This window comes from Streptomyces sp. NBC_00988 (assembly GCF_045162645.1).
Taxonomy (GTDB): Bacteria; Actinomycetota; Actinomycetes; order Streptomycetales; family Streptomycetaceae; genus Streptomyces.
Window position 1 is genome coordinate 8,217,301 of the sequence record NZ_CP108730.1, and the last position, 26,047, is coordinate 8,243,347.

A 26,047-nucleotide genomic window follows, 5' to 3' on the forward strand; every position below is an offset into this window, starting at 1 on the left:
GCTCATTTCTCGGTGACCTGGTTGTCCGTGGCGGACTTGAGCTCGTCGTCGTACGAACTCGCCGCCTTGTTCACCGACATGTCGCCCGTCGTCACGCCCTCCATCGCCTCCTGGATGGCGGTGGAGACCTTCGGGTACGCGGGGTAGGCGGGGCGGTAGTGCGTGCTCGCGACCAGGTCCGTGAAGAACTTGATGCCGGGCTGGGCGGTCGCGTAGGCGGGGTCGGCGGCGACGTCCTTCCGCACGGAGATACCGGAGTTGGCGATGTACCACTTCTCCGCGTTCGCCTTCGTCTGCATCGTCTTGATGAAGTCGAAGGCCAGGTCCGGGTTTCCGGCCTTGGAGGGGATCGCCCAGGTCCAGCCGCCGGACATGCTCACCTTGCCGGGGGCCTGGCCCTGCTGGGTGGGCATGTACGCAAGCCCCAACTCCTTTGACCAGTCCGGCCATTCATGACCGCTGCCCTTCAACCACGCCTGCGGCAGCCACGATCCGTCGAGGGCGATGCCGAGTTTGCCCTTGGGGAGGAGTTCACCGGCCACGTAGGTCTGGATGTTGGGGTCGAGGGCGTCGGACACGTCCGGGCCGAGCTTCTCCTTGTAGACCGTGTGGACGAAGGAGAGCGCGTCCTTGAAACCCTGGCCCCCGGCGATCCACTTCTTCGACGACTTGTCGTAAAGGGGGTCCGTGGTGCCGTCGTTGGTGCCGTAGAGCAGCATCTCGAAGCCCTGCATGGTGGCCGCTTCGCCGGCCGGCTTCCCCGTGTAGACGTTGAGCGGGGTGACGTTCGGGACCTTCTGCTTGATCGTGTGGGCCGCGGCGAGGACGTCGTCCCACGTCTTCGGCTGCCAATTCGCGGGCAGACCCGCCTTCTTGAAGATCCCCTTGTCGAACCAGAGGCCCCGGGTGTCCGTGCCGTCCGGGACGCCGTACGTCTTCCCGTCCTCGGCCTTGGCGGCGGACTTCGCCGTGTCGATGAACTGGTTCCAGTCCGGCCACTTGTTGAGGTACGAGTCGAGAGGTTTGAGGTAGCCGGAGGTGATGTCGCTGTTGATGAGGAACGTGTCCTCGTAGACCAGATCCGGGGCCGTCTTCGGCGAGCGGAGCATCTGCTGGAGCTTGGTGTAGTACTCCGAGTCCGGGGCCTTGATCGGGACGAGCTCGACCTTCTTGCCGGGGTACTGCTTCTCGAACTGCTTCTTCATGTCGGCGAGATAGGTGTCCATCACCTTGATGGAGTTGTCCGTCGACTGCTTGAAGGAGATCTTGACGGTGTCGGGGCTGCTGCCGGAACCGCTGCTGCACGCGGTGAGGGTTGTCGCGGCGAGGGAGAGGGCGGCGAGAGCAACTAGGGGTGTGAGTAGGGCAGTTCGGTGGGGGCGGGCGGCGGTGGGGCGCACGGGCATGACCTCCTACGGGCTCACTACGTTGTGGCCTGGGCGGATGGCTGCCCGGTGAAGGTAAGTGGAGTGGTCTAGTCAGGTCAATGCGTCTGCGGCGGATTGGGCGGTGGCGGCTTCGGTGGGGGCGTTGGCTCGGGTGTAGGCGGCGGCGGACTGGAGGTAGTGGGCGCGGGCCTCGGTGGGGCGGGCGGCGTCCTGGTGGGCGAGAGCCAGGTTGGAGAGGGTGTTGCCCGTCCCGTACCAGTCCCCGAACTCTCGGTAGCCCTCCAGGGCCTTCTTGTATGCCTCAACGGCCTCCTCCACCCGGCCCGTGTCACACAGGGTGGCGCCGAGGTTGTTCCACGCGATGGCCTCGCGACGACGGTCCCCGACAGCCTGGTACAGGTCGCGGGCGCGGGCGCGGGCGTCGATCGCCTCCCCCGTCCGGCCCGCTTCCCACAGAGCGAAGCCGAGGTTGTTCCATGCCGTGGCCTCGCGGTGCCGGTCCCCCTCGGCCTCGTGCAGGTCGCGGGCGCGGGTGTGGGCGTCGATCGCCTCCTCCGCCCGGCCCGTCTCCCGCAGGGCGCCGCCGAGGTGGTTCCAGGCGACGGCCTCGCGGGGGCGGTCCCCGACGGTCTGGAACAGGTCGCGGGCGCGGGTGTGGGCGTCGATCGCCTCCTCCGCCCGGCCCGTCTCCCGTAGGGCGATGCCGAGGTCGTTCCACGCGATGGCCTCGTTCACCTGGTTACCGGCGCGGTGGGCGGCCTCCTGCGCGGCACCGCACACCGTGATCCAGTCGTCGAAAGAGCGCCGCCAGTTCAGATACTCCGACAGGCACTGCGACAGCCGCACCGCCGTGTTCGCGTACCGCTCCTCCCGCGCCCACTGCACCGCCGCCGCCAGCCCCGCCCGCTCCGAGTCCAGCCACGCCAACGCCGTCGTCCGATCCGCAAACCGCTCCGGCTTCGGCATCCCCGGCAGCCACTGCAGCCGGTCATCCGCCGCCTCCGCCCACCGCAGATAGAACTCCAGCGCCCGCTCCCGCGCCGCCTCTCCCTCCTCCCACAACCTCGCATCCCCCTTCACCACCCCCACCCCGAACACCCGCACCAAGTCATGCAACCGCCACCGCACGTCCGCCCCTGTTGGAGCAGGCGTCACAAGGTGGGCTGCCGCGAGCTCTTCGAGCAGGGCGAACGTCCGGTCGACGCTCAGGTCTGCCAGTGCGGCGGCCATTTCACTGCCGACTTCGGCCGCCGGAGCCAGAGCGAGCAGACGCAGCAACCTGGCCTGCTCGGACGGCAGTTGCCGGTACGCCGCTTCGAAGACCGGACGGAGTCCGACAGCCGCCGTCCGATCCTCGGCACCCCGCAACTCGTCCACGAGGGATGCGACGGACCTGTGGCGGCGCTTGCGCAGCATGCCGGCGATGATCCTCAGCGCGAGCGGATGATGGCCGCAGAGCGTGGCGAGCTCCGAGACAGCCTCCGGTTCGCGCGTCGCCCGATCGTCGCTGCGGTCGCTGAGCCGCAAGGATCTGTCGACGAGGTCGGCGGCATCCTCCGCGTTGAGGACATCAAGGTCGATCAACTGAGCGTCCAGCTCCGTGAGCCGGTCCCGGGAGGTGACCAGCACCCGGTGATGATCGGTTCCAGGAATCAGCGGTATCACCTGCGCCGGGTCCGAGGCATTGTCGAGCAACAACAACATCGACCGCCGCTCCTCCGCCAACAGCCTCCGATACAGCCCGTACTGCCCCGCCACCGTCTGCGGAAGATCCGCCCCCCGCACCCCCATCCCGTCCAACAACGCGACCACCGCCTGATCCGCCGTAACGGGATCCTCGTCGTACCCCCGAAAGTCGACGAACAACGTCCCGCCCGGAAACCACCCGTCCCGCACCGCCCGGTGCGCGGCACACAACGCCAACGACGTCTTCCCGATCCCGCCCAGCCCGGACACCGCGCAGATCACCACCGGCAGATCGGACTCCGCAGCCGGGTCCAGTACGGGATACAGCCGCGCCAAGTCCTCGTCCCGCCCGGTGAACCCCGCAGGCACCGCAGGCAATGCGGCCGTGGCAACCGGCACCGGCCCGTGAACGGACCCGCGTCCGGAGTCGCTACCGCTCCCGGTCCACCCGTTTCGCAATGAAGGGCCCGTTGAAGGTGCTCCCCCGAAAGTCGAGGTGATCCCCTCCGTACGCGGCCCCCGTGGCCCCCGCCGCCCCCGTAGCCCCCCGATGGGGCCCCTCCTCGGAGTCCTCGCCCTCCCTGTCGGAACCCCCCACCCGCCCACGCCCACCAAACGGCCGCAGCTCCCGCAACACCGCCACCGCCGCAGCCGCCGCGTTCTCCGCGGCCCGAGGCTGCCAACCCTCCCCGTCCGCAAGGGACTTGTCCGCGTCGGCCCGGTCGCTGATGCCCCGGATCACCAGCGCGTCCCCGCCGGCGAGATGCACGGCGCTGACGACCCCCGAGCCCTCCATCTCGATGGCCGCCGCGTCGTTGTAGTGCTTCCGCAGGTGCTCCGCGAGCGCGGACCGCGGTGCGGCCAGGACGACATCACCCGCGGCGATCGGCTTCAGGTGGGCATGGGGGTCGTCGCGCAGCGCCTCCCGGGCGGCCGCGGTCAGCCGGTGCGACGCCCGCCATACCTCCGGCCGTACGAGAAAACCCTCCGGTGTTTCCTTGCCGCCGTGGATGCCGTACACCTTCGTCGCCACCACTACGTCGCCCAGGCCGATGTCGCTCTTCAGGCTCCCGGCGACCCCCACGAACAGCACCGCCTGCGGCTCCAGCCACGTCATCACGCGCTCGGTGAGCGCGGCGGCCGTCAGGGTTCCCTCGCCCATCTCGACCAGGGCGACGGACCAGGGTGTGCCGGGGAGTTGGCCGACCGCGGCCCGGGTGCCTCGCGGATGCTCCCGCTTCCGTACGTCCCTGAGATGGGCCTGTACGGCTTTGTACTCCAGCGGCAGCGCGGTCAGCACCGCGACAGTGGGTTGCAACTCGGGCATCTCAGACACTCCCTTAAGGTACTTCCAAGTCGCCTGCGCAGATGCTGTGTTGGCACCACTCGGGGGAGAGACGAGGGCAATGCCGGAACGTGACGTCACCGTGGGCCAGTTGCTCCTCGCCGAGTACCAGACCGTCAAGGACGAGCAGAAGACCCGTATCGGCTTCCGCGACAACCTCCTCTACGTCACCCTCACCGTCGTCGCCGCCGTCATCGCCGCCGCGGCCCAGGCCAAGCAGTCCGAGATGCTGCTCGCGCTGCCCCCGGTGTGTGTCGTGCTCGGCTGGACCTACCTCATGAACGACGAGAAGATCTCCGCGATCGGGACGTATGTACGGGACGACCTTGGGCCCCGGCTCGCCGAGCTCACCGACGCCCAGGCGGTCTTCGACTGGGAGACCGCCCACCGTTCCGACAGCCGCCGCCGTTCCCGCAAGGTCATCCAGTGTGTGATCGACCTGCTGGCGTTCTGCGTCGTTCCGCTCGCCGGGCTCGTCGTCTACTGGTTCGCGGGTCAGACGTCCTCCGGCCTGCTCGTCCTGTCCGTGGCCGAGGCGCTCATCGTCGTCGGGCTCGGCCACCAGGTCCTCAGTTACGCGCGGCCCTTCAACTCGCCCCGCCCGCCTACCCCTTGACCCACCGGTACTGCAACTCCGGCCGCCCCACAGTCCCGTACTGCGGACTCCGCGCCGCCCGTCCCGCCTCCACCAAGTGCTCCAGATACCGTCGAGCAGTGATCCGCGAGATCCCCACGGCCTCCGCCACCCCGGCTGCGGTAAGTCCCTCCCCGCAGTCCCGCAGGGCGACCGTCACCCGCTCCAGCGTCGGCGCGCTCAACCCTTTGGGCAGTGCCGCAGGGGAGGGTGCCCGCAGAGTCGCCAGTGCCCGGTCGACCTCGTCCTGACCGCTCGCCTCGCCCGCCGCCGCGTGGAACTCGGCGTACCGCACCAGCCGGTCCCGGAGCGTGGCGAACGTGAACGGCTTCAGTACGTACTGCACGACCCCCAGCGAGACCCCCTCCCGCACCACCGCCAGATCCCGCGCCGAGGTCACCGCGATGACGTCGGCGTGATACCCGGCCGCCCGCAAGGACCGCGCGAGTTGCAGCCCGTGCGCGTCCGGCAGATGCAGGTCAAGCAGCAACAGGTCCACCTGTGTACGCTCCAGCGCCCGCCGCGCCTCCGCCCCCGTGTGCGCCTTGCCCACCGCCACGAACCCCGGCACCCGGCCGACGTACATGACATGCGCGTCGGCGGCGACGGGATCGTCCTCGACGATGAGGACGCGGATCGGTTCGCCGGTCATGCGTCACCACCTCCGGACACAGCAGCACGAGAAGCCTCACCGGCACCAGAAGCCTCACCGGAACCGGGACTCGAACCCTCGCTCCCCACCCCCCACAAAGGCAACCGCACCTCGAACACCGCCCCGCCCTCCTCCGCCTCAGCCACCGTCAACGTCCCCTCATGCCGGTTCACCGCCTGCCGCACCAACGCCAACCCCAAGCCCCGGCCACCGGGCCCCGCCGGCTTCGTCGAGAAGCCTCGCTGGAACACCGCCTCCGCGTGCGCCGGATCCACCCCCGCCCCCGTGTCCGCGACCCGCAGTACCAGCGCGGAGCCGTCCGCGCCCGCCTCCGTGCACGCCGTCACCGTGACCCGCGCCCGCAGGCTGCCCTGCGCCGCGTCCACCGCGTTGTCGATCAGGTTCCCGAAAATGGTCACCAGGTCCCGTGCGGGCAGCGAATCCGGCAGCAGGCCGTCGTCCAGGCCGCTGTCCTCCGATACGACCAACTCCACGCCCCGCTCGTTCGATTGGGCCGTCTTGCCCAGCAACAGGGCAGCCAGCACAGGCTCGTTGACCGCCGAGACCACCTGGTCGGTCAGCGTCTGGGCCAGCTCCAGCTCGGCCGTCGCGAAGTCCACCGCCTCCTCCGCGCGCCCCAACTCGATCAGCGAGACGACCGTGTGCAAGCGGTTCGCCGCCTCGTGGGCCTGTGACCGCAGCGCCTGTGTGAAGCCCCGCTCGGAGTCCAACTCGCCCATCAGGGACTGGAGTTCGGTGACGTCCCGGAGTGTCACCACCGTTCCGCGACGCTCACCGCCCGACACCAGCGAGGTGTTCACCACCAGCACCCGGGACGCCGTCAGATGTACCTCGTCCACGCGCGGTTCGGAGGACAGCAGCGCGCCCGTCAGTGGTGCCGGCAGGCCGAGGCTCGCGACCGAGCGGCCCACCACGTCCACGTCCGGGCCGACGCCCAGCAGCTCCCGCCCGCCGTCGTTCATCAGCGCCACCCGGTATTGACCGTCGAGCATCAGCAGCCCTTCGCGCACCGCGTGCAGCGCGGCCTGGTGGTAGTCGTGCATGTGGCTCAGCTCGGTCGCGTTCATGCCGTGGGTGTGGCGGCGCAGGCGGGCGTTGACGACGTACGTCCCCACGGCACCCAGTGCCAGGGCGCCGGCAGCCACCCCGATCAGCGCCGTGACCTGGTCCTGCACCCGCTGCGTGATCGCCTCCACCTTGATACCGGCGCTGACCAGGCCGATGATCCGGATGCCGTCGGTGCCGTAGACGGGAGTGACCGCGCGGACGGACGCGCCGAGGGTGCCCGTGTAGGTCTCGGTGAAGGAGTCGCCCTTCAGGGCGGGCCCGATGTGGCCGAGGAACTTCTTGCCGATCTGCGTCCTGTCCGGGTGCGTCCAGCGGATGCCCTGTGGGTTCATGATCGTGATGAAGTCGACCTGGGTGTCCCGCTGGACCTTCAGGGAGTACGACTCCAGGTGCGCGGTGGGGTTCGACGTACCGATCGCCGCGATCACCGACGGCGAGTCCGCGACCGACCGCGCCACCGCCATGGCCTGGCGGCCGGCCGCGTCCTCGGCCTGGCTGCGGTCGCTGACGTAGGTGAACAGCGCGTACCCGGCGACGACGACCGCTATCAGCACGGCCTGCATGCCGAAGAGCTGGCCGGCGAGGCTGCGGGGGCGGGGGACGCGGGGAATGCGCATGGGATCAGTGTGCCTCCCCGTCTGTCTGCAGCTCACCCCTCTGATTCCCGCATCTACGCCCCGTGGCCCGGTGGGGCAAGCATGAACTAATTGGCCTCTCCCGACTCCGCGGAGGGGGACTCTCCGACTCCGCGTCGCTGTCCGACGCTCCTTCGAAGACTTCCTGCTTCAACACCGGCCGCCCGCCCGGAGACTCTCCGTTGGGGTCTTACACCGGCTCCACAGGCCGACACCGCCAGCCCGGCGGCCAGGACGTTCTTTGCCGCGTTCTCATCCCGGTCGTGGTGTGTCCCGCATGCGGCGCAGGTCCATTCCCGGATGTTCAGCGGCAGTCTCGCGACCAGATGGCCGCAGGCCGAGCAGGTCCTGCTCGACGGATACCAGCGGTCCACCGCGATCAGTTCGCGGCCGTACCACCGGGCCTTGTACTCCAGCATGAAACGCAGTTCGGCCCATGAGGCGTCGGAGATCGCACGGGCGAGCGTGCGGTTCTTCAGCATGTTCCGGACGGCGAGATCCTCGATCACGATCGTTTGGTTCTCACGAACGAGACGCGTGGACAGCTTGTGCAGGAAGTCCCGGCGCCGGTCGGCGATCCGGGCGTGGACCCGTGCGACCCGAGTGCGGGCCTTGTCGTGATTCCTGGAACCCTTCTCCTTGCGGGACAGCTCTCGCTGCGCGCGGGCCAGTCTTGCCCGGTCCTTCTTCTCGAACTTCGGATTGACCACCTTCTCGCCGGTCGACAGAGTCACCAGCGAAGTGATGCCCGCGTCGATGCCCACTGCCGCGCGGCTCATCGGGAGCGCCTTGACCGAAGCGTCTTCGCAGAGCATCGAGACGAACCAGCGTCCCGCGCTGTCCCGTGACACCGTCACTGTCGACGGTACCTGCCCCTTCGGCAGAGGCCGGGACCATGCGATGTCCAGCGGCTCCCGCATCTTCGCCAGGGTCAGTCGACCGTCGCGGTAGACGAACGCCGAGCGCGTGTACTCCGCGCTGTTGCGGGACTTCTTCCGGGACTTGAATCGCGGATAGGCGGAGCGCTTCTCGAAGAAGTTCGTGAATGCTCCCTGCAGGTGCCGCAACGCCTGCTGCAGGGGAACCGAGGAGACTTCGGCCAGGTAGGCGTACTCCTCGGTCTTCTTCCACGCGGTCAGCAGAGCCGATGTCTGGACGTAGTTGATCCGACGCCGCTCGGTGAACCAGGCGGAGGTGCGGGCCTGAAGAGCCAGGTTGTAGACCGTGCGGACACAGCCGAACGTGCGCATCAGCTCAGCTACCTGTGCGTCACTCGGGTAGAAGCGGTACTTGAAGGCCCGCTTAACAGGCTCGGTCATTCTCAGAAACTAGCAGGACAGTGTGTGAGCCGTGGACTTAATGAACGCAAGGGTGACCGCCCTCACAAGCCGGGAGATAGTCACCGCAACCCCCGGAAGCAGCCGTCTCCCGGACCGGTCCGCACAGAGATCAGCGCATCAGTGAGATCTGCGCGGACCGCTTGCAATCCCCAACCCCGGACGTGAGCCGCACTCGCCACCCGGGTTCCGCCGGTCGTGAGCCGCACGCCGGATGATGCCGACGACGTCGTCAAGGAGGGCAGCCGTGGCCAGCACCCCCGCACCCGCACCTGCCGCACCCGCAGCACCGCCCGTGAAGCGGGACCGCACCCACTACCTCTACATCGCGGTGATCGTCGCGGTCGCCCTCGGCATCGCCGTCGGGTTCGCCGCGCCGGACTTCGCCGAGGAGCTCAAGCCGCTCGGTACCGGCTTCGTCGCGCTGATCAAGATGATGATCTCGCCGATCATCTTCTGCACGATCGTGCTCGGCGTCGGCTCCGTACGGAAGGCCGCGCAGGTCGGCAAGGTCGGCGGGCTCGCCCTCGCCTACTTCATCGCGATGTCGTTCGTGGCGCTGGCCATCGGCCTGGTCGTCGGCAACATCATCCACCCGGGCAGCGGCATGCACCTGACCGAGGCCGTCAAGGGCGTCGGACACACGCAGGCCCAGGCCGCCGCCGAGGGCCCGGTCGACTTCCTGCTCGGGGTCATCCCGACCACCTTCGTGTCGGCGTTCACCGAGGGCCAGGTCCTCCAGACGCTGCTGATCGCGCTCCTCGCGGGCTTCGCGCTGCAGGCCATGGGCCGGACCGGCGAGCCGGTGCTGCGCGGTGTCGAGTACATCCAGAAGCTGGTCTTCCGCATCCTCGGCATGATCATGTGGGCCGCGCCCGTCGGTGCCTTCGGCGCGATGGCCGCCGTGATCGGCGAGACCGGTATGGACGCGCTCAAAGCACTGGGCACGATCATGGCCGGCTTCTACGTCACCTGTTTCCTGTTCATCGTGGTCGTGCTCGGCACGCTGACCAAGCTGGTCGCCAAGGTCAACCTCTTCCAGCTGCTGCGGTACCTCGGCCGTGAGTTCCTGCTGATCGTCTCCACCTCGTCCTCCGAGTCCGCGCTGCCGCGGCTCATCGCGAAGATGGAGCACCTGGGTGTCAGCCGCCCGGTCGTCGGCATCACCGTGCCGACCGGCTACTCCTTCAACCTCGACGGCACGATGATCTACCTGACGATGGCCTCGCTGTTCATCGCCGACGCGATGGACCAGCCGATGAGCATCGGCCAGCAGATCGGCCTGCTGCTCTTCATGATGGTCGCCTCCAAGGGCGCGGCCGGTGTCTCCGGCTCCGGTATCGCCGTACTCGCCAGTGGTCTGCAGTCGCACAAGCCGGCCCTGGTCGACGGTGTCGGCCTGATCATCGGCATCGACCGCTTCATGAGCGAGGCCCGCGCGGTCACCAACTTCGCCGGCAACGCCGTCGCCACGCTGCTCATCGGCACCTGGACCGGCGAGGTCGACAAGGAGCGGGTGAACCGGGTCCTCGCCGGTGAACTCCCCTTCGACGAGAAGACGTTGCTCGACGCGAAGGACGGCGACGACCACCTCGACGCCGTACCCGAGCAGGGTGGCGAGAAGGAACTCGCCAAGGCCTGAGCCTTCGTCGACGCTCCCCCGAAGCGGGGCGCCCGGACCCGCCTGAACACGGCCCGGACGCCCCACGGACTCCGGGCGGCTGGGTGTCCCCCCGTCGCTCAGCCGCCCGGTCCACCTCGCGTCACCCGCTGTTCCGGCCCCTTACGGCCGACTCTCACGTGGATGCACTAGCGTGCCGTGCCGTGCCGGAAACCTCCGGCGCGCACGGCACGTTCGCGTTCGGTGGGAGTCACGGGGGCCATGGGCATGAAGATCGACTGGGACCGGCGGCACTGCGCACGGCACGGGCACGCGACGTACGCGCCCGAGGAGACGGCACTGCGGGAACGGCTGCGCGCCGAGACCGGGTTCGGGGAGGCCTGGCGCTGTCTGCGCTGCGGCGACTTCGTCCTCGGCGAACCGCACGGTTCGGGGCCCGCCGACCAGGCCCCGCTGGTGCCGCGCGGGAAGGTGCTGCGGGACCTGTTCATCCTGCGGTTCCTCGCCATCGAGCGGGCCGTGCGCGGGGTGTTCATCGTGCTGGTCGCCGCCGCCGTGTGGAAGTTCAGCAACAGCCAGGACTCGGTGCGCCAGCTCTTCGACGAGTACCTCGACGTCTTCCGGCCCGTCTTCAGGCACTTCCACTACGACCTCGACCACTCGCCGATCGTCGGCACCATCCAGAAGACCTTCGGCTACAAGCACTCCACGCTGGTCCTGGTCGCCGTCCTGCTGCTGGCGTACGCGCTGATCGAACTCGTCGAGGCCGGCGGGCTCTGGTACGCCAAGCGCTGGGCGGAGTATCTGACGGTGGTCGCCACCGCCGCGTTCCTGCCGCTGGAGATCTACGAACTCACCGAACACATCAGCTGGTTGAAGATCGCCACCCTCGTCCTCAACATACTCGCCGTCCTCTATATCGCCCTCGCCAAGCGGCTGTTCGGGCTGCGCGGCGGCCGGAAGGCCTTCGACGAGGAGCGGGAGAGCGCGTCCCTGCTGGAGGTGGAGACCTCGGCCGGCGTCATGGTCTGACGTCCGCGGGGCTCATGGTCTGACACCCTGGTCCGAAACATCGGAACCTGGGCTTTACGGAGGCAGACATGGGCGAACCGGGCGGAGTGGAGTTCATGAGCGAGGCCGAGTACGAGCGCCGATACGGCGCCGAACGCGAGGCCTCACCCCTCTCGTTGCAGCAGATCAGCGAACTCTTCTACCAGTTCCTCGCCGCGGTCGCCCGCCCCAGGACCAAGGACTACGACCCCGCCCGCAACCTCACCGAACGCCTCCGCGCCCACCTCGGCTCCGCCCCCGGCGACCGGCCCGTCGTCAAGGCCGCGTATCCGCCGTACGACCTCCCGAACGTGCAACTCGCGCTGGAGCACTGGTTCGCGGGGGAGGGCCGTTCCTACGAACTCGTCGGCATGCGCGGCGCGCAGAACCGCACCGACCTCACCCTCGGCGACATCCTCGAAGCCGCCGACCGCCACGACCGGTTCACCATCGGCGCCGTCGACTACGCCCACCTGCCGGTCTCGCCCGACGACGAACTCGCCTGTGTCTCCTGCGGGTTCTACCTCGGCGCGGACGGCGAGGACCGGTTCGCGGTGCTGCTGCGCGGCCCGGCCGACGAGTACGGGCGCGACAAGGTCGAGATCGAAGTCCTCGCGCAGGACAAGGAGTTCGCGGACCGGCTGCTCGCCCAGATCGACGTGCTCGTGCGCGAGCACAACATCTTCCGCGGCCAGGTCCTCTCCTTCGAGGGCTCCGAATTCGGCCACGGCCTCGGCCCGTTCCGCTTCCACCGCCGTCCGACCCTCACCCGCGACGACATCGTGCTCCCCGAGGGCCTCCTGGAACGCGTCGAGCGCCAGGTCGTCGGCGTGGCCCGCCGCCGCGAGCAACTCCGCGCCGCCGGCCAGCACTTGCGCCGCGGCCTCCTCCTCTACGGCCCGCCCGGCACCGGCAAGACCCACACGATCCGCTATCTCCTGTCCCACCTCCCGCAGTTCACGGTCGTCGTCCTGTCCGGCACGAGCATCGAGGCGATCGGCCCCGCCTGCGCCCTGGCCCGCATGCTCCAGCCGGCGCTCGTCGTCCTGGAGGACTGCGACCTGATCGCCGAGGCCCGCGACCACGGCAGCGGCGAACAGCCCCTGCTCTTCCAGATCCTGAACGAGATGGACGGCCTCGGCGACGACGCCGACGTCGCCTTCCTCCTCACCACCAACCGAGCCGACCTCCTCGAACCGGCCCTGATCCAACGCCCCGGCCGCGTCGACCTCGCCGTGGAGATCCCCCTCCCGGACGCCCCGGGCCGCGCCCGCCTCCTCGACCTCTACGGCACCGGCCTGGACCTCGACGAGGCGGTGGCCGCCGAGGTGGTGACCCGCACGGAGGGCACGACGGCGTCCTTCACGAAGGAGCTGGTACGACGGTCCGTGCTGATCGCGGCCGAGCGGGAGTCGGCACGCACGGAACCCGCCGATCTCCGCGCGGCCCTCGACGAACTCCTCTCCGACCGCGACCAGTTGACGCGCCGGTTGCTCGGGGTGCGTGGGGCCGGGGACGGCGGGGAGGGCGAGAGCGCGGACGGGGACGAGCCGGCCTTGCCCTGACGCCGACGTCAAGGATTACCGTCGTAGGCATGCGAATCGGCGAGCTGGCCGCGCGGGCCGGGACCACGACGCGGGCCCTGCGCTACTACGAGGCGCGGGGGCTGTTGCCCGCGCGGCGGGGCGGCAACGGGTACCGGACGTACGACGAGGGGGATCTGAGGCTGCTCCGGCAGATCAGGACCTTGCAGGACTTCGGGTTCGACCTGGAGGAGACGCGGCCCTTCGTGGAGTGTCTGCGGGCCGGGCATCCGGAGGGCGACTCGTGCCCGGCCTCGCTCGCCGTCTACCGGCGGAAGCTGGCCGAACTGGATTCCCTGATCGGGGAGTTGCAGGCGGTGCGCGCGGAGATCGGGGTGCGGCTGGCGACGGTCGAGGAGCCGGTGCCGTTGTGCGAACTGGGAGGGCATGAACTGTGATCGACGTGACCCACGTAATGGACGTGACGGACGAGAATTTCGCGGCGGAGGTGATCGGGGCCGAGTTGCCGGTGCTGGTGGAGTTCACGGCGGACTGGTGTCCGCCGTGCCGGCAGATGGGGCCGGTGCTGCGGGCCCTGGCCACCGAGGAGGCGGATCGGCTGAAAGTGGTGCAGTTGAACGTCGATCAGAATCCGGAGACCACGAACGCCTACAAGGTTCTCTCGATGCCCACGTTCATGGTCTTCCGGGGCGGTGAGCCGGTGAAGGCCATGGTGGGGGCCCGGCCCAAGCGTCGGCTGCTGGAGGAGCTCTCCGACGTGCTCTGATCCCGCCCGATACGCAAAGAAATCCCCCGAGCAATTGCGCTCGGGGGATTTCTTTGCGTATATTCAATGGTTCGCGACTTCACGGGAATTGAGTCGCAAAGAGGCTTAGTGAGCACAGTATATATGTCCGGGAGTGGAATTGTCAAACAGCGATGAAATTCACGGTGAGCAGGAATTCATCGACGGTCTGTACGCACGCGTGGACGCGCTGCGCGGCGCCACCGAGGACTCCGTCACGGACGCGCTCGGGCAGGGCAACACGCCCATGCAGGCCCGGCTGGAGCGGGACATCCTGGTCGCCGAGCGCTCGGGGCTGCTCGCCGCGCTGAACGCCGTGGACGGCTCGCTCTGCTTCGGCCGGATCGACCTGACCTCCGGCACCACCCACCACATCGGCCGTATCGGCATCCGCTCCGACGACGCCGACCTCACGCCGATCCTGATCGACTGGCGGGCCGACGTCGCCCGCCCCTTCTACCTGGCCACCGGCCACACCCCGATGGACCTGCGCCGCCGTCGGCACCTCACCACCGACGGGCGCCGCGTCACGGCCCTGCACGACGAGATCCTCGACCTCGGCGACGTCACCCGCACCGGCCACGAGGACCCGAGCGGCGACGCCGTCCTGCTCGCCGCCCTCAACTCCGCGCGCACCGGCCGGATGAGCGACATCGTGCAGACCATCCAGGCCGAACAGGACGAGATCATCCGCGCGCCCTACCGCGGGGTGCTCGTCGTCGAGGGCGGCCCCGGCACCGGCAAGACCGCCGTCGCGCTGCACCGGGCCGCGTATCTCCTCTACGAATACCGGGAGTTACTCGCCAAGCGCGCGGTCCTGATCGTCGGCCCGAACCCCGCGTTCCTCGGCTACATCGGCGAGGTGCTGCCCTCCCTCGGCGAGACCGGCGTGCTGCTGGCGACCGTCGGCGAGCTGTTCCCGGGAGTGAAGGCGACGGCGACCGACAGCCGGGCGGCGGCCGCCGTGAAGGGCCGCGCCGACATGGCCGACGTCCTCGCCGCCGTCGTACGCGACTGGCAGTCGCTGCCCGACCCGGTGATCGCGATCGAGCACGACCGCGAGATCCTGATGCTCGACGACGGTCTCGTACGGGTCGCCCGCGACCGCGCCCGCGAGGCCCAACTCCCGCACAACGCGGCCCGCGAGCACTTCGAGGGCCACATCCTCAACACGCTCACCGAACTGTTCGCCGAACGCATCGGCACCGATCCCTTCGACGGCAGCAACCTCCTCGACCCCAGCGACGTCACCCAGATCCGCGACGAACTCGCCGAGAACCCCGAAGTCTGGGCCGCCATCGACCAGTTGTGGCCGCGACTGACCCCGCAGTACCTCGTCGCGGACTTCCTCGCCGACCCCGTGGGCTACGTCTCCGACGACGACGCGGACGCCATCCGCCGCCCGGTGACCCGCGAGTGGACCGTGGCGGACGTACCGCTGCTGGATGAGGCCGCGGAGCTTCTCGGGCGGGACGACCGGGTGCGGCTGGCCCGGGCCCAGCGGGAGCGGGAGGAGCAAGTGTCGTTCGCGCAGGGCGTGTTGGACGTGTCCTTCGCGTCCCGGACGTTCGAGTTCGAGGACAAGGAGGAGGGCGATCCCGAGGGTTCCGAGGTGCTGTCCGCGCACGACATCATCGACGCGGAGCGCTTCGCGGAGCGGCACGAGGAGGACGACCACCGCAGCGCCGCCGAGCGCGCGGCGGCCGACCGGACGTGGGCGTTCGGGCACATCATCGTCGACGAGGCGCAGGAACTCTCCCCGATGGCCTGGCGGTTGCTGATGCGGCGGAGTCCCACGCGGTCGATGACCCTGGTCGGCGACCCGGCCCAGACGGCGGAGGCGGCGGGCGTCGGCTCCTGGTCGGAGATCCTCGCCCCGTACGTCGAGGACCGCTACGACCACACCCGCCTCGGCGTCAACTACCGCACCCCCGCCGAGATCATGGACCTCGCGGCGGCGGTCGTCCGCGCGGAGAACCCGGGCTTCGAGCCGCCGAGTTCGGTGCGGTCCACAGGTGTACGGCCCTGGGTGCGGGCCACTGACGATCTGCCGGGTGCGGTGGCCAAGGCCGTGGGTGAACTCACGCCTGCCGAGGGGCGTTTGGCGGTCATCGCGCCTCGTGATCTGCATCGGAGGCTGGCGGCGCGGCTGGACGGGGTGACGGCCGGCGCCGAGCCGGATCTGACGCGGAGTGTCGTTCTGCTTGATCCTCGGCAGGCCAAGGGGCTGGAGTTCGACTCGGTGTTGGTCGTCGAGCCGGGGCGGTACGGGACGAGTGACTTGTACGTGGCGCTTACTCGGGCTACGCAGCGGTTGGGGGTGTTGCATACGGGGGCGCTGCCGCTGAGCTTGGCGGAAGCGGGGGTGGTGTGACGGGGTGACGGTGTGTTGGTGGGCGGTGTTGGTGTGGGCGTCCTGGGGGCTGCGCCCCCAGACCCCCGTCGGCCTGAACGGCCTCGTCCTCAAGCGCCGGACGGGCTGAGTAATGCCGGCCGGCGTGAGTAAGTGCCGGACAGGCTGGATTTTGCCTACCGGCACTTACAACGCCAGGTTGCTATGCCGGGCGCAGCCAGACCGTCGCCAACGGCGGCAAGGTCACTCGGATGCTCGTCGGGCGGCCGTGCCACGGTTGGGGTTCGGGCTTGATGGGGTCCGGGTTGGTGATGTCGCCGCCGCCGTAGAGGGCCGTGTCGGTGTTGAGGGTTTCGTGCCAGGCGGGGATGTCGTCGGGGGTGCCCAGGCGGTAGTCGTGGCGGACCACGGGGGAGAAGTTGCTGACGGCGAGGAGGGGGGAGCCGTCGGTGTCGTAGCGGAGGAAGGCGAAGACGTTGTCCTCGGCTGCGTCGCCGGTGATCCACTGGAAGCCGGACGGGTCGGTGTCCAGTTGCCAGAGGGCGGGGGTGCGGCGGTACACCGTGTTGAGGTCGCGGACGAGGTCGCGTACGCCCCGGTGGTCGGCCTCGGCGCCGTACGCCGGGTCGAGGAGCCACCAGTCGGGGCCGTGGGTCTCGGACCACTCGGCTCCCTGGGCGAACTCCTGGCCCATGAAGAGGAGTTGCTTGCCGGGGTGGGCCCACATGAAGGCCAGGTAGGCGCGGAGGTTGGCGCGTTGTTGCCACCAGTCGCCGGGCATCTTCGACACCAACGACCGCTTGCCGTGGACGACTTCGTCGTGGGAGATCGGGAGGACGTAGTTCTCGCTGTAGGCGTAGACCATGGAGAACGTCATCTCGCCGTGGTGGTGCTTGCGGTGGACGGGCTCGTGCGACATGTAGTCGAGCGAGTCGTGCATCCAGCCCATGTTCCACTTCAACCCGAAGCCCAGGCCGCCGAATCCGCCGGGTCCGATGTGGTGAGTGGCGCGCGTGACGCCGTCCCAGGCGGTGGACTCCTCGGCGATCGTCACGACACCAGGCACCCGCCGATAGACGGTCGCGTTCATCTCCTGGAGGAAGGCGACGGCGTCGAGGTTCTCCCGGCCGCCGTGCTCGTTCGGGGTCCACTGGCCCGGTTCGCGTGAGTAGTCGAGGTAGAGCATCGAGGCGACCGCGTCCACGCGCAGGCCGTCGATGTGGAACTCCTCGCACCAGTAGACGGCGTTCGCCACAAGGAAGTTGCGCACCTCGCGGCGGCCGAAGTCGAACTCCAGGGTGCCCCAGTCGGGGTGCGCGGCCCGGAGTGGGTCCTCGTGCTCGTACAGGGGGCGGCCGTCGAACTCGGCCAACGCCCAGTCGTCGCGCGGGAAGTGGGCCGGGACCCAGTCCATCAGGACGCCGATCCCGGCCTGGTGCAGCGCGTCGACCAGGAACTTGAAGTCGTCGGGGGTGCCGAGGCGGGCGGTCGGGGCGTAGAAGCCGGTGACCTGGTAGCCCCAGGAACCACCGTACGGATGCTCGGCGACCGGCATCATCTCGACGTGGGTGAAGCCCAAGTCCTTGACGTAGGCGGGGAGTTGCTCGGCGAGCTGACGGTACGTCAGGCCCGGGCGCCAGGAGGCGAGATGGAGCTCGTAGACGGAGAGGGGGGCCTTGTGGGCGGGGAGTTCGGCGCGCTGGGCGAGCCATTCCTCGTCGTTCCACTCGTAGTGCGAGGCGTGGACGATCGAGGACGTGGCGGGCGGGACCTCCGTGCGGCGGGCCATCGGGTCGGCGCGCATCGTCTTCGACCCGTCGGGCCGGGTGATCTCGAACTTGTACAGCTCGCCCTCGCCGATGCCCGGCAGGAACAGTTCCCAGACACCGGTGCCGCCGAGTGAGCGCAGCGGGGCGCCCGTCCCGTCCCAGAAGTTGAAGGTACCGGCGAGGCGTACGCCCTGCGCGTCCGGCGCCCACACGGTGAACCGGGTACCGGCGACCCCCTGATGCGTCATCGTCCGCGCCCCGAGCGCCTGCCACAGCTCCTCGTGCCGTCCCTCACCGATCAGGTGGAGATCCAGATCACCGAGCGCGGGGAGGAACCGGTACGCGTCCTCGACCTCCTGCACGGTGCCCTCGTAGGCCACGGCGAGCCGGTACTCCGGCACGCCCTGCAGCGGCAGCAACCCGGAGAAGAACCCGTCCCCGTCGTCATGCAACTCGGCCTTCAACTGGCCTGCCACGACGGTCACTCCAAGCGCGAACGGCCGGAACACCCGGAAGGCGACTCCGCCGGGGACCGAGTGGGCGCCGAGTACGGAGTGGGGGGCGTGGTGGGTCCCGTGGAGGAGACGGTCGCGGTCTGTGGCGTCCAGGGCGGGGGAGATGGTGAGGGTCGGGGGAGGGGTGGGGGTTGGGTTGGGGGAGGTCGGTGGGGTGGGCGGTGTGGCCAACTGCGGCGTGGTGGCGGGCGCTGCCGGCGGAGCCGATGGGGTCGTGGGTGTGGTCGGCTTCGAGACTTCGGCCGAGGCCGATGGTATGGGCGAGGTCGGTGGAGTGGGTGCCTTCGGGGTGTCAGCCGCGGCTGTCAGCGGGGTCGGTGCCGAAGCGGGAGTTGCGGGCGAGGCCGGTGTCGTGGTCGGCGTCGGCGGGGTGGTCGGCTCCGGGGTGTCATCCGCCGCCGCCAGCGGGACCGGCGTCGCAGCTGGAGCGGCGGGCGGGGCCGGTTCGGTGAGCGGGGTCGGCGGCGTGGGCAGGTTCGGGGCAGTGGTCGGCGTTTGCGGTTCGGTCAGCTTCGGTGCGTCGGCCGAGGCCGGTGGCGTGGGTGAGGTCTGCGCGGTGGGCAGGTGTGCCGGCGACTCCGAGGTGTTGGCCGGAGTCGGAGGCTGGGTCTGAGTCGGAGTGGTGACCGGGGCCAGGGGCGTGGCCGGCTCTGAGGCGTCGGCCGGAGTCTGGTCCGGAGCAGCTCCGGTTGGCGACGACGACGGTGTGGCCGACTCGTGTGCGTCGGTCGGGGCCATCGGCGGGGCCGAGGTCGGTTCGGTGATCGGCGGTGTGACTGGCTTCGGGGCGTCGGCCGATATCGGCAGTGTGGCCGGAGCCGGAGCCGGAGCCGGAGCGGTGGTCGGGGTCGGTGTGGCTGACGGGGTCGCTGGTGTGGCCGTCTGCGCCTCCAGGGCATCGGCAGGAGTCGGCAGTGTGGCCGACCCCGGTTCCGAGGTGTCGTCCGGAGTCGGCAGCACCGCCGGAGCGGGTGCGGTGGGCGGCGTCGAGGACGTGGTCGGCTCTGCGGCCTCGGCCGTCTCCGGGGTGGGGCCCGTCTCCGAGGTGGACGTGATGCCGGAGGCCTCAGCCGCCTGACCCGGTGTGGAAGCCGCCTGCTCTGCTGCCGAAGACCCCTGCGCTGCGGAAGCCCCCTGCGCCGCCGAAGCCACCTGCTCCGGTGCGGAGTCCGCCCCCTCCGATACGGGAGCCGCGCTTTCCTGCGTGGGAGAAGCCGCCCCCGAATCCAACCCCGTGTCGGCGGTAACCGTCCTCCGCGTGGACTTCTCGTCAGCAGCGATCGTCTTCCTGGCCAGGCCCTTCTTCGCCGAGTTCTTCTTCCCGGCACCCTTCTTGGCGGCGACCTTCTTGGTCACGCCCTTCTTCGCTGCGGCCTTCTTCGTCACGGTCTTCCTCGCGCTGCTCGTTTCCGCCACGACTTCTTCTGGCGAGCCCGTCTCCGCCGGGATCTTCGCCGTCACGTTCGTCCTCTTCGCCGTACCCGTCTTCGCGGCGCCCGTCTTCGTCATGGCCTTCTCCGTCGCAGCTTTTGTCGCCGAGGTGTCTTCCGCCGAACCAGTCTTCGCCACGGCGTTCTTCTTCGTCGCTTGCTTGGCCGCGGCCTTCTTGATCACGGCGTTCTTCGCCGCCGCCTTCGTTGCCGCCGCCTTCTTCGTGCTGGCGTTCTTCGTCGTCGCCCTCTTGGCGGCGGCCTTTCCAGGCTCAGCCGTATCGGCCGGCGTGTTCTTCTTGGCCTTCTTGACTCGGGCCTTTCCGGGCTTGGCGGTGTCAGCTGGCGCGTTCTTCGCCGCCGTCGTCTTGGCCGAGGTCTTCCCAGGCTCAGTCGTCTCGGCGGGTGTGTTCTTCTTCGCCGCCTTGGCTCCGGTCTTTCCGGACTTGGCCGTCTCAGCCCGCGCGTCCTTCGCCGCTGCCCTCTCGGCCCCGGTCTTCCCGGGCGCAGCCGTCTCAGCCGTCGACCCCTTCGTACCTGCCTTCTTCGTGGTGGCGCTCCCCGTCCCGCCCCTCTTCTTCATCGCCTTCGCCGCAGCCGTCCCCTTGCCCGCTGCCTTCTTGCCCGCGCCCCCGTTAACCGCGCCCCCCTCACCCACAGCCCCCTCACCCGCAGCCTCCCCCAAAGCCCCGGCGGCCTTCTTTACGCCACCCCCGCCACCGCCCCCCTTCTTTCCAGGAGCCGTCGGCTGCACTTCCGCACCGTTCTTCCCCTCGGCCGCTTTCTTGCTCGGCTTCGGATCGGAACCGTTGGACGGGGGACGCGGGGTCACGGGTGGAGCCTCCTGGGCGGGGTGAGGGGGGGCGGGTGGGGTCAGGTCGTGGGGCCGGCCAGGCGGCGGACCGCTGACAAGGGGACCGGGAGCCAGTCGGGACGATGGCGGGCCTCGTAGAGGACCTCGTAGATCGCCTTGTCCGTCTCGTACGCGCGGAGCAGGACCGGATCCGTACGCGGATCCACGCCCGTCACCTCCGCGTACCCCGAGCAGTACGCCGCCCGGCACATGTCCGCCCAGCCCGGCGCCGCCGGTGTCGTCGAGTGGGCCGCGTAGTCGAAGGAACGGAGCATCCCCGCGATGTCCCGCACCGGCGGCTGGGGCATGCGGCGTTCCGCGAGGGGCCTGGACGGCTCGCCCTCGAAGTCGATCAGGGACCATTCCCCGGACGGCGAGTGCAGGCACTGGCCCAGGTGCAGGTCGCCGTGGATGCGCTGGGCGGTCCAGGTGTGGCCCTCCGCGGCCAGGTCCGCCAAAGCCGAGAACGCCGAGTGCAGGCCAGGGGCGTACGGGCGGAGTGCCGGTACCGCCTGTGCCGCCGCGTCCAGGCGGTCGGTCATGCCGGCGACCAGCTGTTCCAGCTGCGCGTGGCCCAACGTCATCGTCGGCAGCGCTCGCGCCAGGGCCACGTGGACCTCCGCCGTCGCCCTGCCCAGCGACCTCGCCTCCGCGCCGAAGTCCTCGCCCTTGGACAACTCGCTGAGCGCCAGTTCCCAGCCGTCCGCCGCGCCCTGCACGAAGGGCTGGAGAACTCCCAGGACGTACGGCTCGTCGGCGAACTCCGCCCGTAGCCATGCCGTCGGGGCCGGTACCCGCGGGCAGCCCTCCAGCGCCAGGGCCAGCGGGAGTTCCAGGTCGGGGTTGGTGCCGGGGACGATCCTGCGCAGGAGTTTCAGGATGTACGTGTCGCCGTAGACCACCGATGAATTGGACTGTTCGGCCGTCATCAGGCGTGGGGTCAGGCCGGGGGCGATCTCCGGGGCGTCCGGGGCCCGTTCGAAGCGCAGCCCGCCGATGCGGGCCCGGGTGCGCAGCGCCTCCAGGAGCACCTCGGCGGGCCGGGGGTCGTACAGGGCCTCGTACACCGTGTGACCGGCGAGCGGGCCCTCCTCCACATGTCCGATGAGCGCGGGCGCGAGCCGGGGTGGCAGCGCCTCGCGCACGCCTATGAGGAGTTGGTAGCAGTCGCCGGGGGCGGGGGACTGGTGAGCGCGGACCAGGAGGTGGTGGAGGCCTGGCTTGTTGCCGTCCACCGGGAGGAGCTCGGTCGCCGCCACCAGCGTGAAACCCGTGACGGGACGGCCTTTGCCCGCGAACCACCGTTGCCTGGGCAGCCACTCCCGCAGGAGGGGGTCCAGTGACGCGAGGAGGTCCGGACCGGGACCCGGACTGGTCCGGCCGGAAATTGTGACAGTCTCCGCCATAGGTGTCACATTCCTTTCCCCGGGGGTGGGTCGGGGTGTCACTGTTGCGTGCCCCGGGCGGGGCGGGGGAAACCGAAACCGCCCCGCCCCACCGGGATCCCGCACGGATCCAGCAGCGATCTAGGCGGCTTCCTTGCGGAGCCGGAACCAGTAGAAGCCGTGCCCCGCCAGCGTCAGCAAGTACGGCAGCTCTCCTACGGCCGGAAAGCGCACCCCGCCGAACAGTTCGACCGGATGCCTCCCATTGAACGCCCGCAGGTCCAGTTCCGTCGGCTGCGCGAACCGGGAGAAGTTGTTCACGCACAGCACGAGGTCGTCCTCGTACTCGCGCAGGAACGCGATCACCGCCGGATTCGACGACGGCAGTTCCCGGTACGAGCCGAGGCCGAACGCCAGGTTCTGCTTACGGATCTCGATCATGCGGCGCGTCCAGTGCAGCAGCGAGGAGGGCGACGACATCGACGCCTCGACGTTGGTGACCTGGTAGCCGTAGACGGGGTCCATGATGGTCGGCAGCGACAGCCGGCCGGGGTCACAGGACGAAAATCCTGCGTTGCGATCCGGTGTCCACTGCATCGGCGTGCGGACGGCGTCGCGGTCGCCGAGCCAGATGTTGTCGCCCATGCCGATCTCGTCGCCGTAGTAGAGGATCGGCGAGCCGGGGAGGGACAGGAGCAGGGCCGTGAAGAGTTCGATCTGGTTGCGGTCGTTGTCCAGGAGCGGGGCCAGGCGCCTGCGGATGCCGATGTTGGCGCGCATGCGCGGGTCCTTCGCGTACTCCGCCCACATGTAGTCGCGTTCCTCGTCGGTGACCATTTCCAGGGTCAGCTCGTCGTGGTTGCGCAGGAAGATGCCCCACTGGCAGCTGGACGGGATCGCCGGGGTCTTGGCCAGGATCTCCGAGACGGGGTAGCGGGACTCACGGCGGACCGCCATGAAGATCCGCGGCATGACCGGGAAATGAAATGCCATGTGGCACTCATCCCCGCCGCTCTGGAAGTCCCCGAAGTAGTCGACGACGTCCTCGGGCCACTGGTTCGCCTCCGCCAGCACCACCGTGTCGGGGTACTGCGCGTCGATCTCCTTCCGCACCCGGCGCAGGAACTCGTGGGTTGCCGGAAGGTTTTCGCAGTTGGTGCCCTCGGCCGCGAACAGGTACGGGACCGCGTCCAGGCGGAAGCCGTCGATGCCCAGGTCCAGCCAGAACTTCAGCGCCGAGATGATCTCTTCCTGCACGGCCGGGTTCTCGTAGTTGAGGTCCGGCTGGTGGGAGAAGAAGCGGTGCCAGAAGTACTGCTTGCGGACCGGGTCGAAGGTCCAGTTGGAGGCTTCGGTGTCGACGAAGATGATGCGGGCGTCGGGGTACTGCTTGTCGTCGTCGGCCCACATGTAGTAGTCGCCGTACGGGCCGTCGGGGTCTTTTCGCGACTCCTGGAACCACGGGTGCTGGTCGCTGGTGTGGTTCATGACGAAGTCGATGATGACGCGCATGCCCCGCTGGTGGGCGGAGTCGACGAACTCGACGAAGTCGGCGAGGTCGCCGAATTCTGGGAGTACGGCGGTGTAGTCCGAGACGTCGTAACCGCCGTCCCGGAGCGGGGATTTGAAGAAGGGTGGCAGCCAGAGGCAGTCGACGCCGAGCCACTGGAGGTAGTCGAGTTTGGCGGTGATGCCCTTGAGGTCACCGACGCCGTCGCCGTTGCTGTCCTGGAAGGAGCGGACCAGGACCTCGTAGAAGACGGCGCGTTTGAACCACTCGGGGTCCCGGTCCTTGGCGGGAGTGTCCTCGAAGGTGTCCGGGACGGGCTCGTTGACGATCATATGGTGGGTGACCCTCCGATCTGCGGGGACGGTCGCAGGACGGTGAGGATGTGTGCGGGCCGGTTACCCGGCTCCAGGCGCACATAGTTGGCCCTGCCCCAGTGATAGGTCTCACCGGTGAGCTCGTCGCGCACCGGCACCGACTCGTGCCATTCCAGGCCGAGTTGCGGCATGTCCAACGAGACCGTGGCCTCCTGGGTGTGGTGAGGGTCGAGGTTCGCGACCACCAGAACCGTGTTCGAACCGCTCCGCTTCGAGTACGCGATCACCGCCTCCTGATCCACATCGTGGAAGTGGAGATCGCGCAACTGCCGCAACGCCGGGCTGCGGCGCCGGATGTCGTTGAGCTTGCCCAGCAATGGCGCGATGCTACGTCCTTCCCGCTCGGCCGACACCCAGTCGCGGGGACGGAGTTGGTACTTCTCGGAGTTGAGATACTCCTCGCTGCCGGGCCGCAACGGGGTGTTCTCGCACAACTCATACCCGCTGTACACCCCCCACGTGGGAGCGAGGGTCGCGGCGAGCACCGCGCGCAGTTCGAAGGCGGGCCGGCCGCCGTCCTGGAGGAACTCGTGCAGGATGTCCGGGGTGTTCACGAAAAAGTTCGGCCGCATATAGGCCGCCGCCTCACCCGACAACTCGCTCAGATACTCGGTGAGTTCGTCCTTCGTGTTGCGCCAGGTGAAGTAGGTGTACGACTGCTGGAAACCGACCTGCGCCAAGGTGGCCATCATCGCCGGGCGCGTGAACGCCTCGGCCAGGAAGATGATGTCCGGGTCGGTGCCGTTGATCTCCGCGATCACCCGTTCCCAGAACACCACCGGCTTGGTGTGCGGGTTGTCCACGCGGAAGATCCGCACGCCGTGGTCCATCCAGTGACGTAGTACCCGCACCGTCTCCGTGATCAGGCCGTCCATGTCCCGGTCGAAGGCGATCGGGTAGATGTCCTGGTACTTCTTCGGCGGGTTCTCCGCGTAGGCGATCGTGCCGTCGGGGCGGTGGTGGAACCACTCCGGGTGCTTCTCCACCCACGGGTGGTCGGGCGAGCACTGGAGCGCGAAGTCGAGCGCGATCTCCATGCCCAGTTCGGCGGCCCGGGCGACGAACGCGTCGAAGTCCTCCAGGGTGCCCAGCTGCGGGTGGATCGCGTCGTGCCCGCCCTCCGGGGAACCGATCGCCCACGGGACGCCGACGTCCTCACGCCCCGCGGACAGGGTGTTGTTCGGGCCCTTGCGGAAGGTGCTCCCGATCGGGTGGATCGGCGGCAGGTACACCACGTCGAAGCCCATCGCCGCGATGCCGTCCAGGCGTTTCGCGGCCGTACGGAACGTGCCGTGGGGCTGGGCCGGGGTGCCCTCGGAGCGCGGGAAGAACTCGTACCAGGCGCCGTAGAGGGCACGCTCCCGCTCGACCAGGAGCGGACGGGGCTCGGCGACCGTGACCAGTTCCCGCAGGGGATACCGGGCCAGGACCCCGTCCACCTCCGGCGTCAGCGCGGCGGCGAGGCGGGACGCGGGCGGGCGGGTCTCGTCGCGGAGGGCGGATACGGCGGCGCGGAGGACGGGGCGGAGGCCCTTGCCCTTCGGTACGCCGGAGATGGCGCGTTCGTACAGCCGCGCGCCCTCCTCCAGGACCAGCTCCGTGTCCATGCCCGCCGGGATCTTGATCTGGGCGTGGTGGCGCCAGGTGGTGACGGGGTCGCTCCAGGCCTCCACGGTGTAGGTCCACCGGCCGGGTGCGCCGGGTGTGACCGTGGCGCCCCAGCGGTCGGTGCCCGGGGCGAGCTCCCGCATCGGGGTCCATGGACCGGGGCGGCCGTCCGGGTCGTAGAGGACGGCGTTGGCCGCGACCGCGTCGTGGCCCTCGCGGAAGACGATGGCCGAGACCTCGAACGCCTCACCGGTCACCGCCTTGGCGGACCGGTGGCCGTGCTGGACGACCGGCCGGACATCGAGGACGGGGATGCGTCCGATGCCGGGCGATGTGCCGTCCGCGGAGGGTGGCTCCGGGACGGGTGGTGCCGTGCCGGCGGGGCGCACGGGGGGCGTGGCCGTGCCGGGTGTCGGGGGTGCTGACGAGTGGTGCGTGGCGGGCATGACCGCTCCTGTCCGCGTCAACGTGGGTGTGGGCGGATG

At 69.4% G+C, this 26,047-nt stretch carries 19 protein-coding genes; 9 read left to right on the forward strand and 10 right to left on the reverse strand.

The genetic code is table 11. The features are described 5' to 3' along the window. Positions 1-2: 2 nt before the first annotated feature. The 3 genes from OG496_RS37945 to OG496_RS37955 all read right to left on the reverse strand — a co-directional run bounded on the left by OG496_RS37945 (position 3) and on the right by OG496_RS37955 (position 4,401). Entirely contained in the window at positions 3-1,406 is a 1,404-nt protein-coding gene (locus OG496_RS37945; RefSeq protein WP_405974070.1) for an extracellular solute-binding protein, read from the reverse strand. 72 nt (positions 1,407-1,478) lie between these two features. After that, entirely contained in the window at positions 1,479-3,443 is a 1,965-nt protein-coding gene (locus OG496_RS37950) for a tetratricopeptide repeat protein (RefSeq protein ID WP_405974071.1), read from the reverse strand. 61 nt (positions 3,444-3,504) lie between these two features. Then, complete coding sequence (locus OG496_RS37955) at positions 3,505-4,401, reverse strand: 5'-methylthioadenosine/S-adenosylhomocysteine nucleosidase (protein ID WP_405974072.1); 897 nt, start codon at positions 4,399-4,401, stop codon at positions 3,505-3,507. Between the two features lie 79 nt (positions 4,402-4,480). On the opposite strand from OG496_RS37955, the gene OG496_RS37960 reads away from it, so the two are divergent. Then, complete coding sequence (locus OG496_RS37960) at positions 4,481-5,035, forward strand: hypothetical protein (protein WP_405974073.1); 555 nt, start codon at positions 4,481-4,483, stop codon at positions 5,033-5,035. Here the strand turns inward: OG496_RS37960 and OG496_RS37965 are convergent. From OG496_RS37965 to OG496_RS37975, 3 genes are all read right to left on the reverse strand, one after another. Further along, entirely contained in the window at positions 5,025-5,705 is a 681-nt protein-coding gene (locus OG496_RS37965) for a response regulator (RefSeq protein ID WP_366489965.1), read from the reverse strand. The two genes, OG496_RS37960 and OG496_RS37965, sit on opposite strands and share 11 nt — an antisense overlap. Beyond that, entirely contained in the window at positions 5,702-7,411 is a 1,710-nt protein-coding gene (locus OG496_RS37970) for an ATP-binding protein (RefSeq protein WP_405974074.1), read from the reverse strand. The genes OG496_RS37965 and OG496_RS37970 overlap by 4 nt, the downstream gene beginning before the upstream one ends. A gap of 86 nt (positions 7,412-7,497) precedes the next feature. After that, positions 7,498-8,748: an RNA-guided endonuclease InsQ/TnpB family protein gene (locus OG496_RS37975; RefSeq protein ID WP_405974075.1), complete on the reverse strand. Its 1,251-nt coding sequence runs from the start codon at positions 8,746-8,748 to the stop codon at positions 7,498-7,500. 232 nt (positions 8,749-8,980) lie between these two features. Here OG496_RS37975 and OG496_RS37980 point away from each other — a divergent pair, with 232 nt between their 5' ends. The 6 genes from OG496_RS37980 to OG496_RS38005 all read left to right on the forward strand — a co-directional run bounded on the left by OG496_RS37980 (position 8,981) and on the right by OG496_RS38005 (position 16,139). Next, complete coding sequence (locus tag OG496_RS37980) at positions 8,981-10,408, forward strand: cation:dicarboxylate symporter family transporter (RefSeq protein WP_405974076.1); 1,428 nt, start codon at positions 8,981-8,983, stop codon at positions 10,406-10,408. A 246-nt stretch (positions 10,409-10,654) separates the two neighbouring features. Beyond that, a complete protein-coding gene (locus tag OG496_RS37985) occupies positions 10,655-11,419 on the forward strand; it encodes a DUF2127 domain-containing protein (RefSeq protein ID WP_366490402.1) in 765 nt (254 codons plus the stop codon). A gap of 68 nt (positions 11,420-11,487) precedes the next feature. Then, entirely contained in the window at positions 11,488-13,002 is a 1,515-nt protein-coding gene (locus OG496_RS37990) for an AAA family ATPase (RefSeq protein ID WP_405974077.1), read from the forward strand. A 29-nt stretch (positions 13,003-13,031) separates the two neighbouring features. Next, entirely contained in the window at positions 13,032-13,418 is a 387-nt protein-coding gene (locus tag OG496_RS37995) for a MerR family transcriptional regulator (RefSeq protein ID WP_366489970.1), read from the forward strand. Positions 13,419-13,435: 17 nt separating this feature from the next. Then, positions 13,436-13,747 (forward strand): thioredoxin, encoded by a 312-nt coding sequence (gene trxA, locus OG496_RS38000; protein ID WP_399387641.1) that lies wholly within the window; start codon positions 13,436-13,438, stop codon positions 13,745-13,747. A 157-nt stretch (positions 13,748-13,904) separates the two neighbouring features. After that, positions 13,905-16,139 (forward strand): HelD family protein, encoded by a 2,235-nt coding sequence (locus OG496_RS38005; RefSeq protein WP_405976795.1) that lies wholly within the window; start codon positions 13,905-13,907, stop codon positions 16,137-16,139. A gap of 181 nt (positions 16,140-16,320) precedes the next feature. On the opposite strand, the gene glgB is transcribed toward OG496_RS38005, so the two are convergent. Beyond that, positions 16,321-18,807, reverse strand: coding sequence for a 1,4-alpha-glucan branching enzyme (gene glgB / locus OG496_RS38010; RefSeq protein ID WP_405976796.1), 2,487 nt, complete (start codon positions 18,805-18,807; stop codon positions 16,321-16,323). Between the two features lie 301 nt (positions 18,808-19,108). Here glgB and OG496_RS38015 point away from each other — a divergent pair, with 301 nt between their 5' ends. Continuing rightward, entirely contained in the window at positions 19,109-19,480 is a 372-nt protein-coding gene (locus OG496_RS38015; protein ID WP_405976895.1) for a hypothetical protein, read from the forward strand. A gap of 126 nt (positions 19,481-19,606) precedes the next feature. After that, positions 19,607-20,689: a hypothetical protein gene (locus OG496_RS38020; protein WP_405974078.1), complete on the forward strand. Its 1,083-nt coding sequence runs from the start codon at positions 19,607-19,609 to the stop codon at positions 20,687-20,689. 16 nt (positions 20,690-20,705) lie between these two features. Here the strand turns inward: OG496_RS38020 and OG496_RS38025 are convergent, their stop codons facing one another. The 3 genes from OG496_RS38025 to OG496_RS38035 form a co-directional block, all read right to left on the reverse strand. Then, complete coding sequence (locus tag OG496_RS38025) at positions 20,706-22,091, reverse strand: maltokinase N-terminal cap-like domain-containing protein (protein WP_405974079.1); 1,386 nt, start codon at positions 22,089-22,091, stop codon at positions 20,706-20,708. Positions 22,092-22,211: 120 nt separating this feature from the next. Then, positions 22,212-23,912 (reverse strand): maltose alpha-D-glucosyltransferase, encoded by a 1,701-nt coding sequence (treS, locus tag OG496_RS38030; protein WP_366489974.1) that lies wholly within the window; start codon positions 23,910-23,912, stop codon positions 22,212-22,214. Then, on the reverse strand, positions 23,909-26,008 hold the full coding sequence (locus OG496_RS38035; protein ID WP_405974080.1) for an alpha-1,4-glucan--maltose-1-phosphate maltosyltransferase: 2,100 nt from the start codon (positions 26,006-26,008) through the stop codon (positions 23,909-23,911). The genes treS and OG496_RS38035 overlap by 4 nt, the downstream gene beginning before the upstream one ends. Positions 26,009-26,047 lie beyond the last annotated feature (39 nt).

Excerpts from the sequence above, each read along its gene's own strand:
- treS (WP_366489974.1), bottom strand. The coding sequence starts at position 23,912 with ATGATCGTCAACGAGCCCGTCCCGGACACCTTCGAGGACACTCCCGCC.
- OG496_RS37955 (WP_405974072.1), bottom strand. The coding sequence starts at position 4,401 with ATGCCCGAGTTGCAACCCACTGTCGCGGTGCTGACCGCGCTGCCGCTG.
- OG496_RS37990 (WP_405974077.1), top strand. The coding sequence starts at position 11,488 with ATGGGCGAACCGGGCGGAGTGGAGTTCATGAGCGAGGCCGAGTACGAG.
- OG496_RS37960 (WP_405974073.1), top strand. The coding sequence starts at position 4,481 with ATGCCGGAACGTGACGTCACCGTGGGCCAGTTGCTCCTCGCCGAGTAC.
- OG496_RS37975 (WP_405974075.1), bottom strand. The coding sequence starts at position 8,748 with ATGACCGAGCCTGTTAAGCGGGCCTTCAAGTACCGCTTCTACCCGAGT.
- OG496_RS37985 (WP_366490402.1), top strand. The coding sequence starts at position 10,655 with ATGAAGATCGACTGGGACCGGCGGCACTGCGCACGGCACGGGCACGCG.
- OG496_RS37970 (WP_405974074.1), bottom strand. The coding sequence starts at position 7,411 with ATGCGCATTCCCCGCGTCCCCCGCCCCCGCAGCCTCGCCGGCCAGCTC.
- OG496_RS38035 (WP_405974080.1), bottom strand. The coding sequence starts at position 26,008 with ATGCCCGCCACGCACCACTCGTCAGCACCCCCGACACCCGGCACGGCC.
- OG496_RS37945 (WP_405974070.1), bottom strand. The coding sequence starts at position 1,406 with ATGCCCGTGCGCCCCACCGCCGCCCGCCCCCACCGAACTGCCCTACTC.
- OG496_RS38025 (WP_405974079.1), bottom strand. The coding sequence starts at position 22,091 with ATGGCGGAGACTGTCACAATTTCCGGCCGGACCAGTCCGGGTCCCGGT.
- OG496_RS37995 (WP_366489970.1), top strand. The coding sequence starts at position 13,032 with ATGCGAATCGGCGAGCTGGCCGCGCGGGCCGGGACCACGACGCGGGCC.
- OG496_RS37965 (WP_366489965.1), bottom strand. The coding sequence starts at position 5,705 with ATGACCGGCGAACCGATCCGCGTCCTCATCGTCGAGGACGATCCCGTC.
- trxA (WP_399387641.1), top strand. The coding sequence starts at position 13,436 with ATGGACGTGACGGACGAGAATTTCGCGGCGGAGGTGATCGGGGCCGAG.
- OG496_RS37980 (WP_405974076.1), top strand. The coding sequence starts at position 8,981 with ATGATGCCGACGACGTCGTCAAGGAGGGCAGCCGTGGCCAGCACCCCC.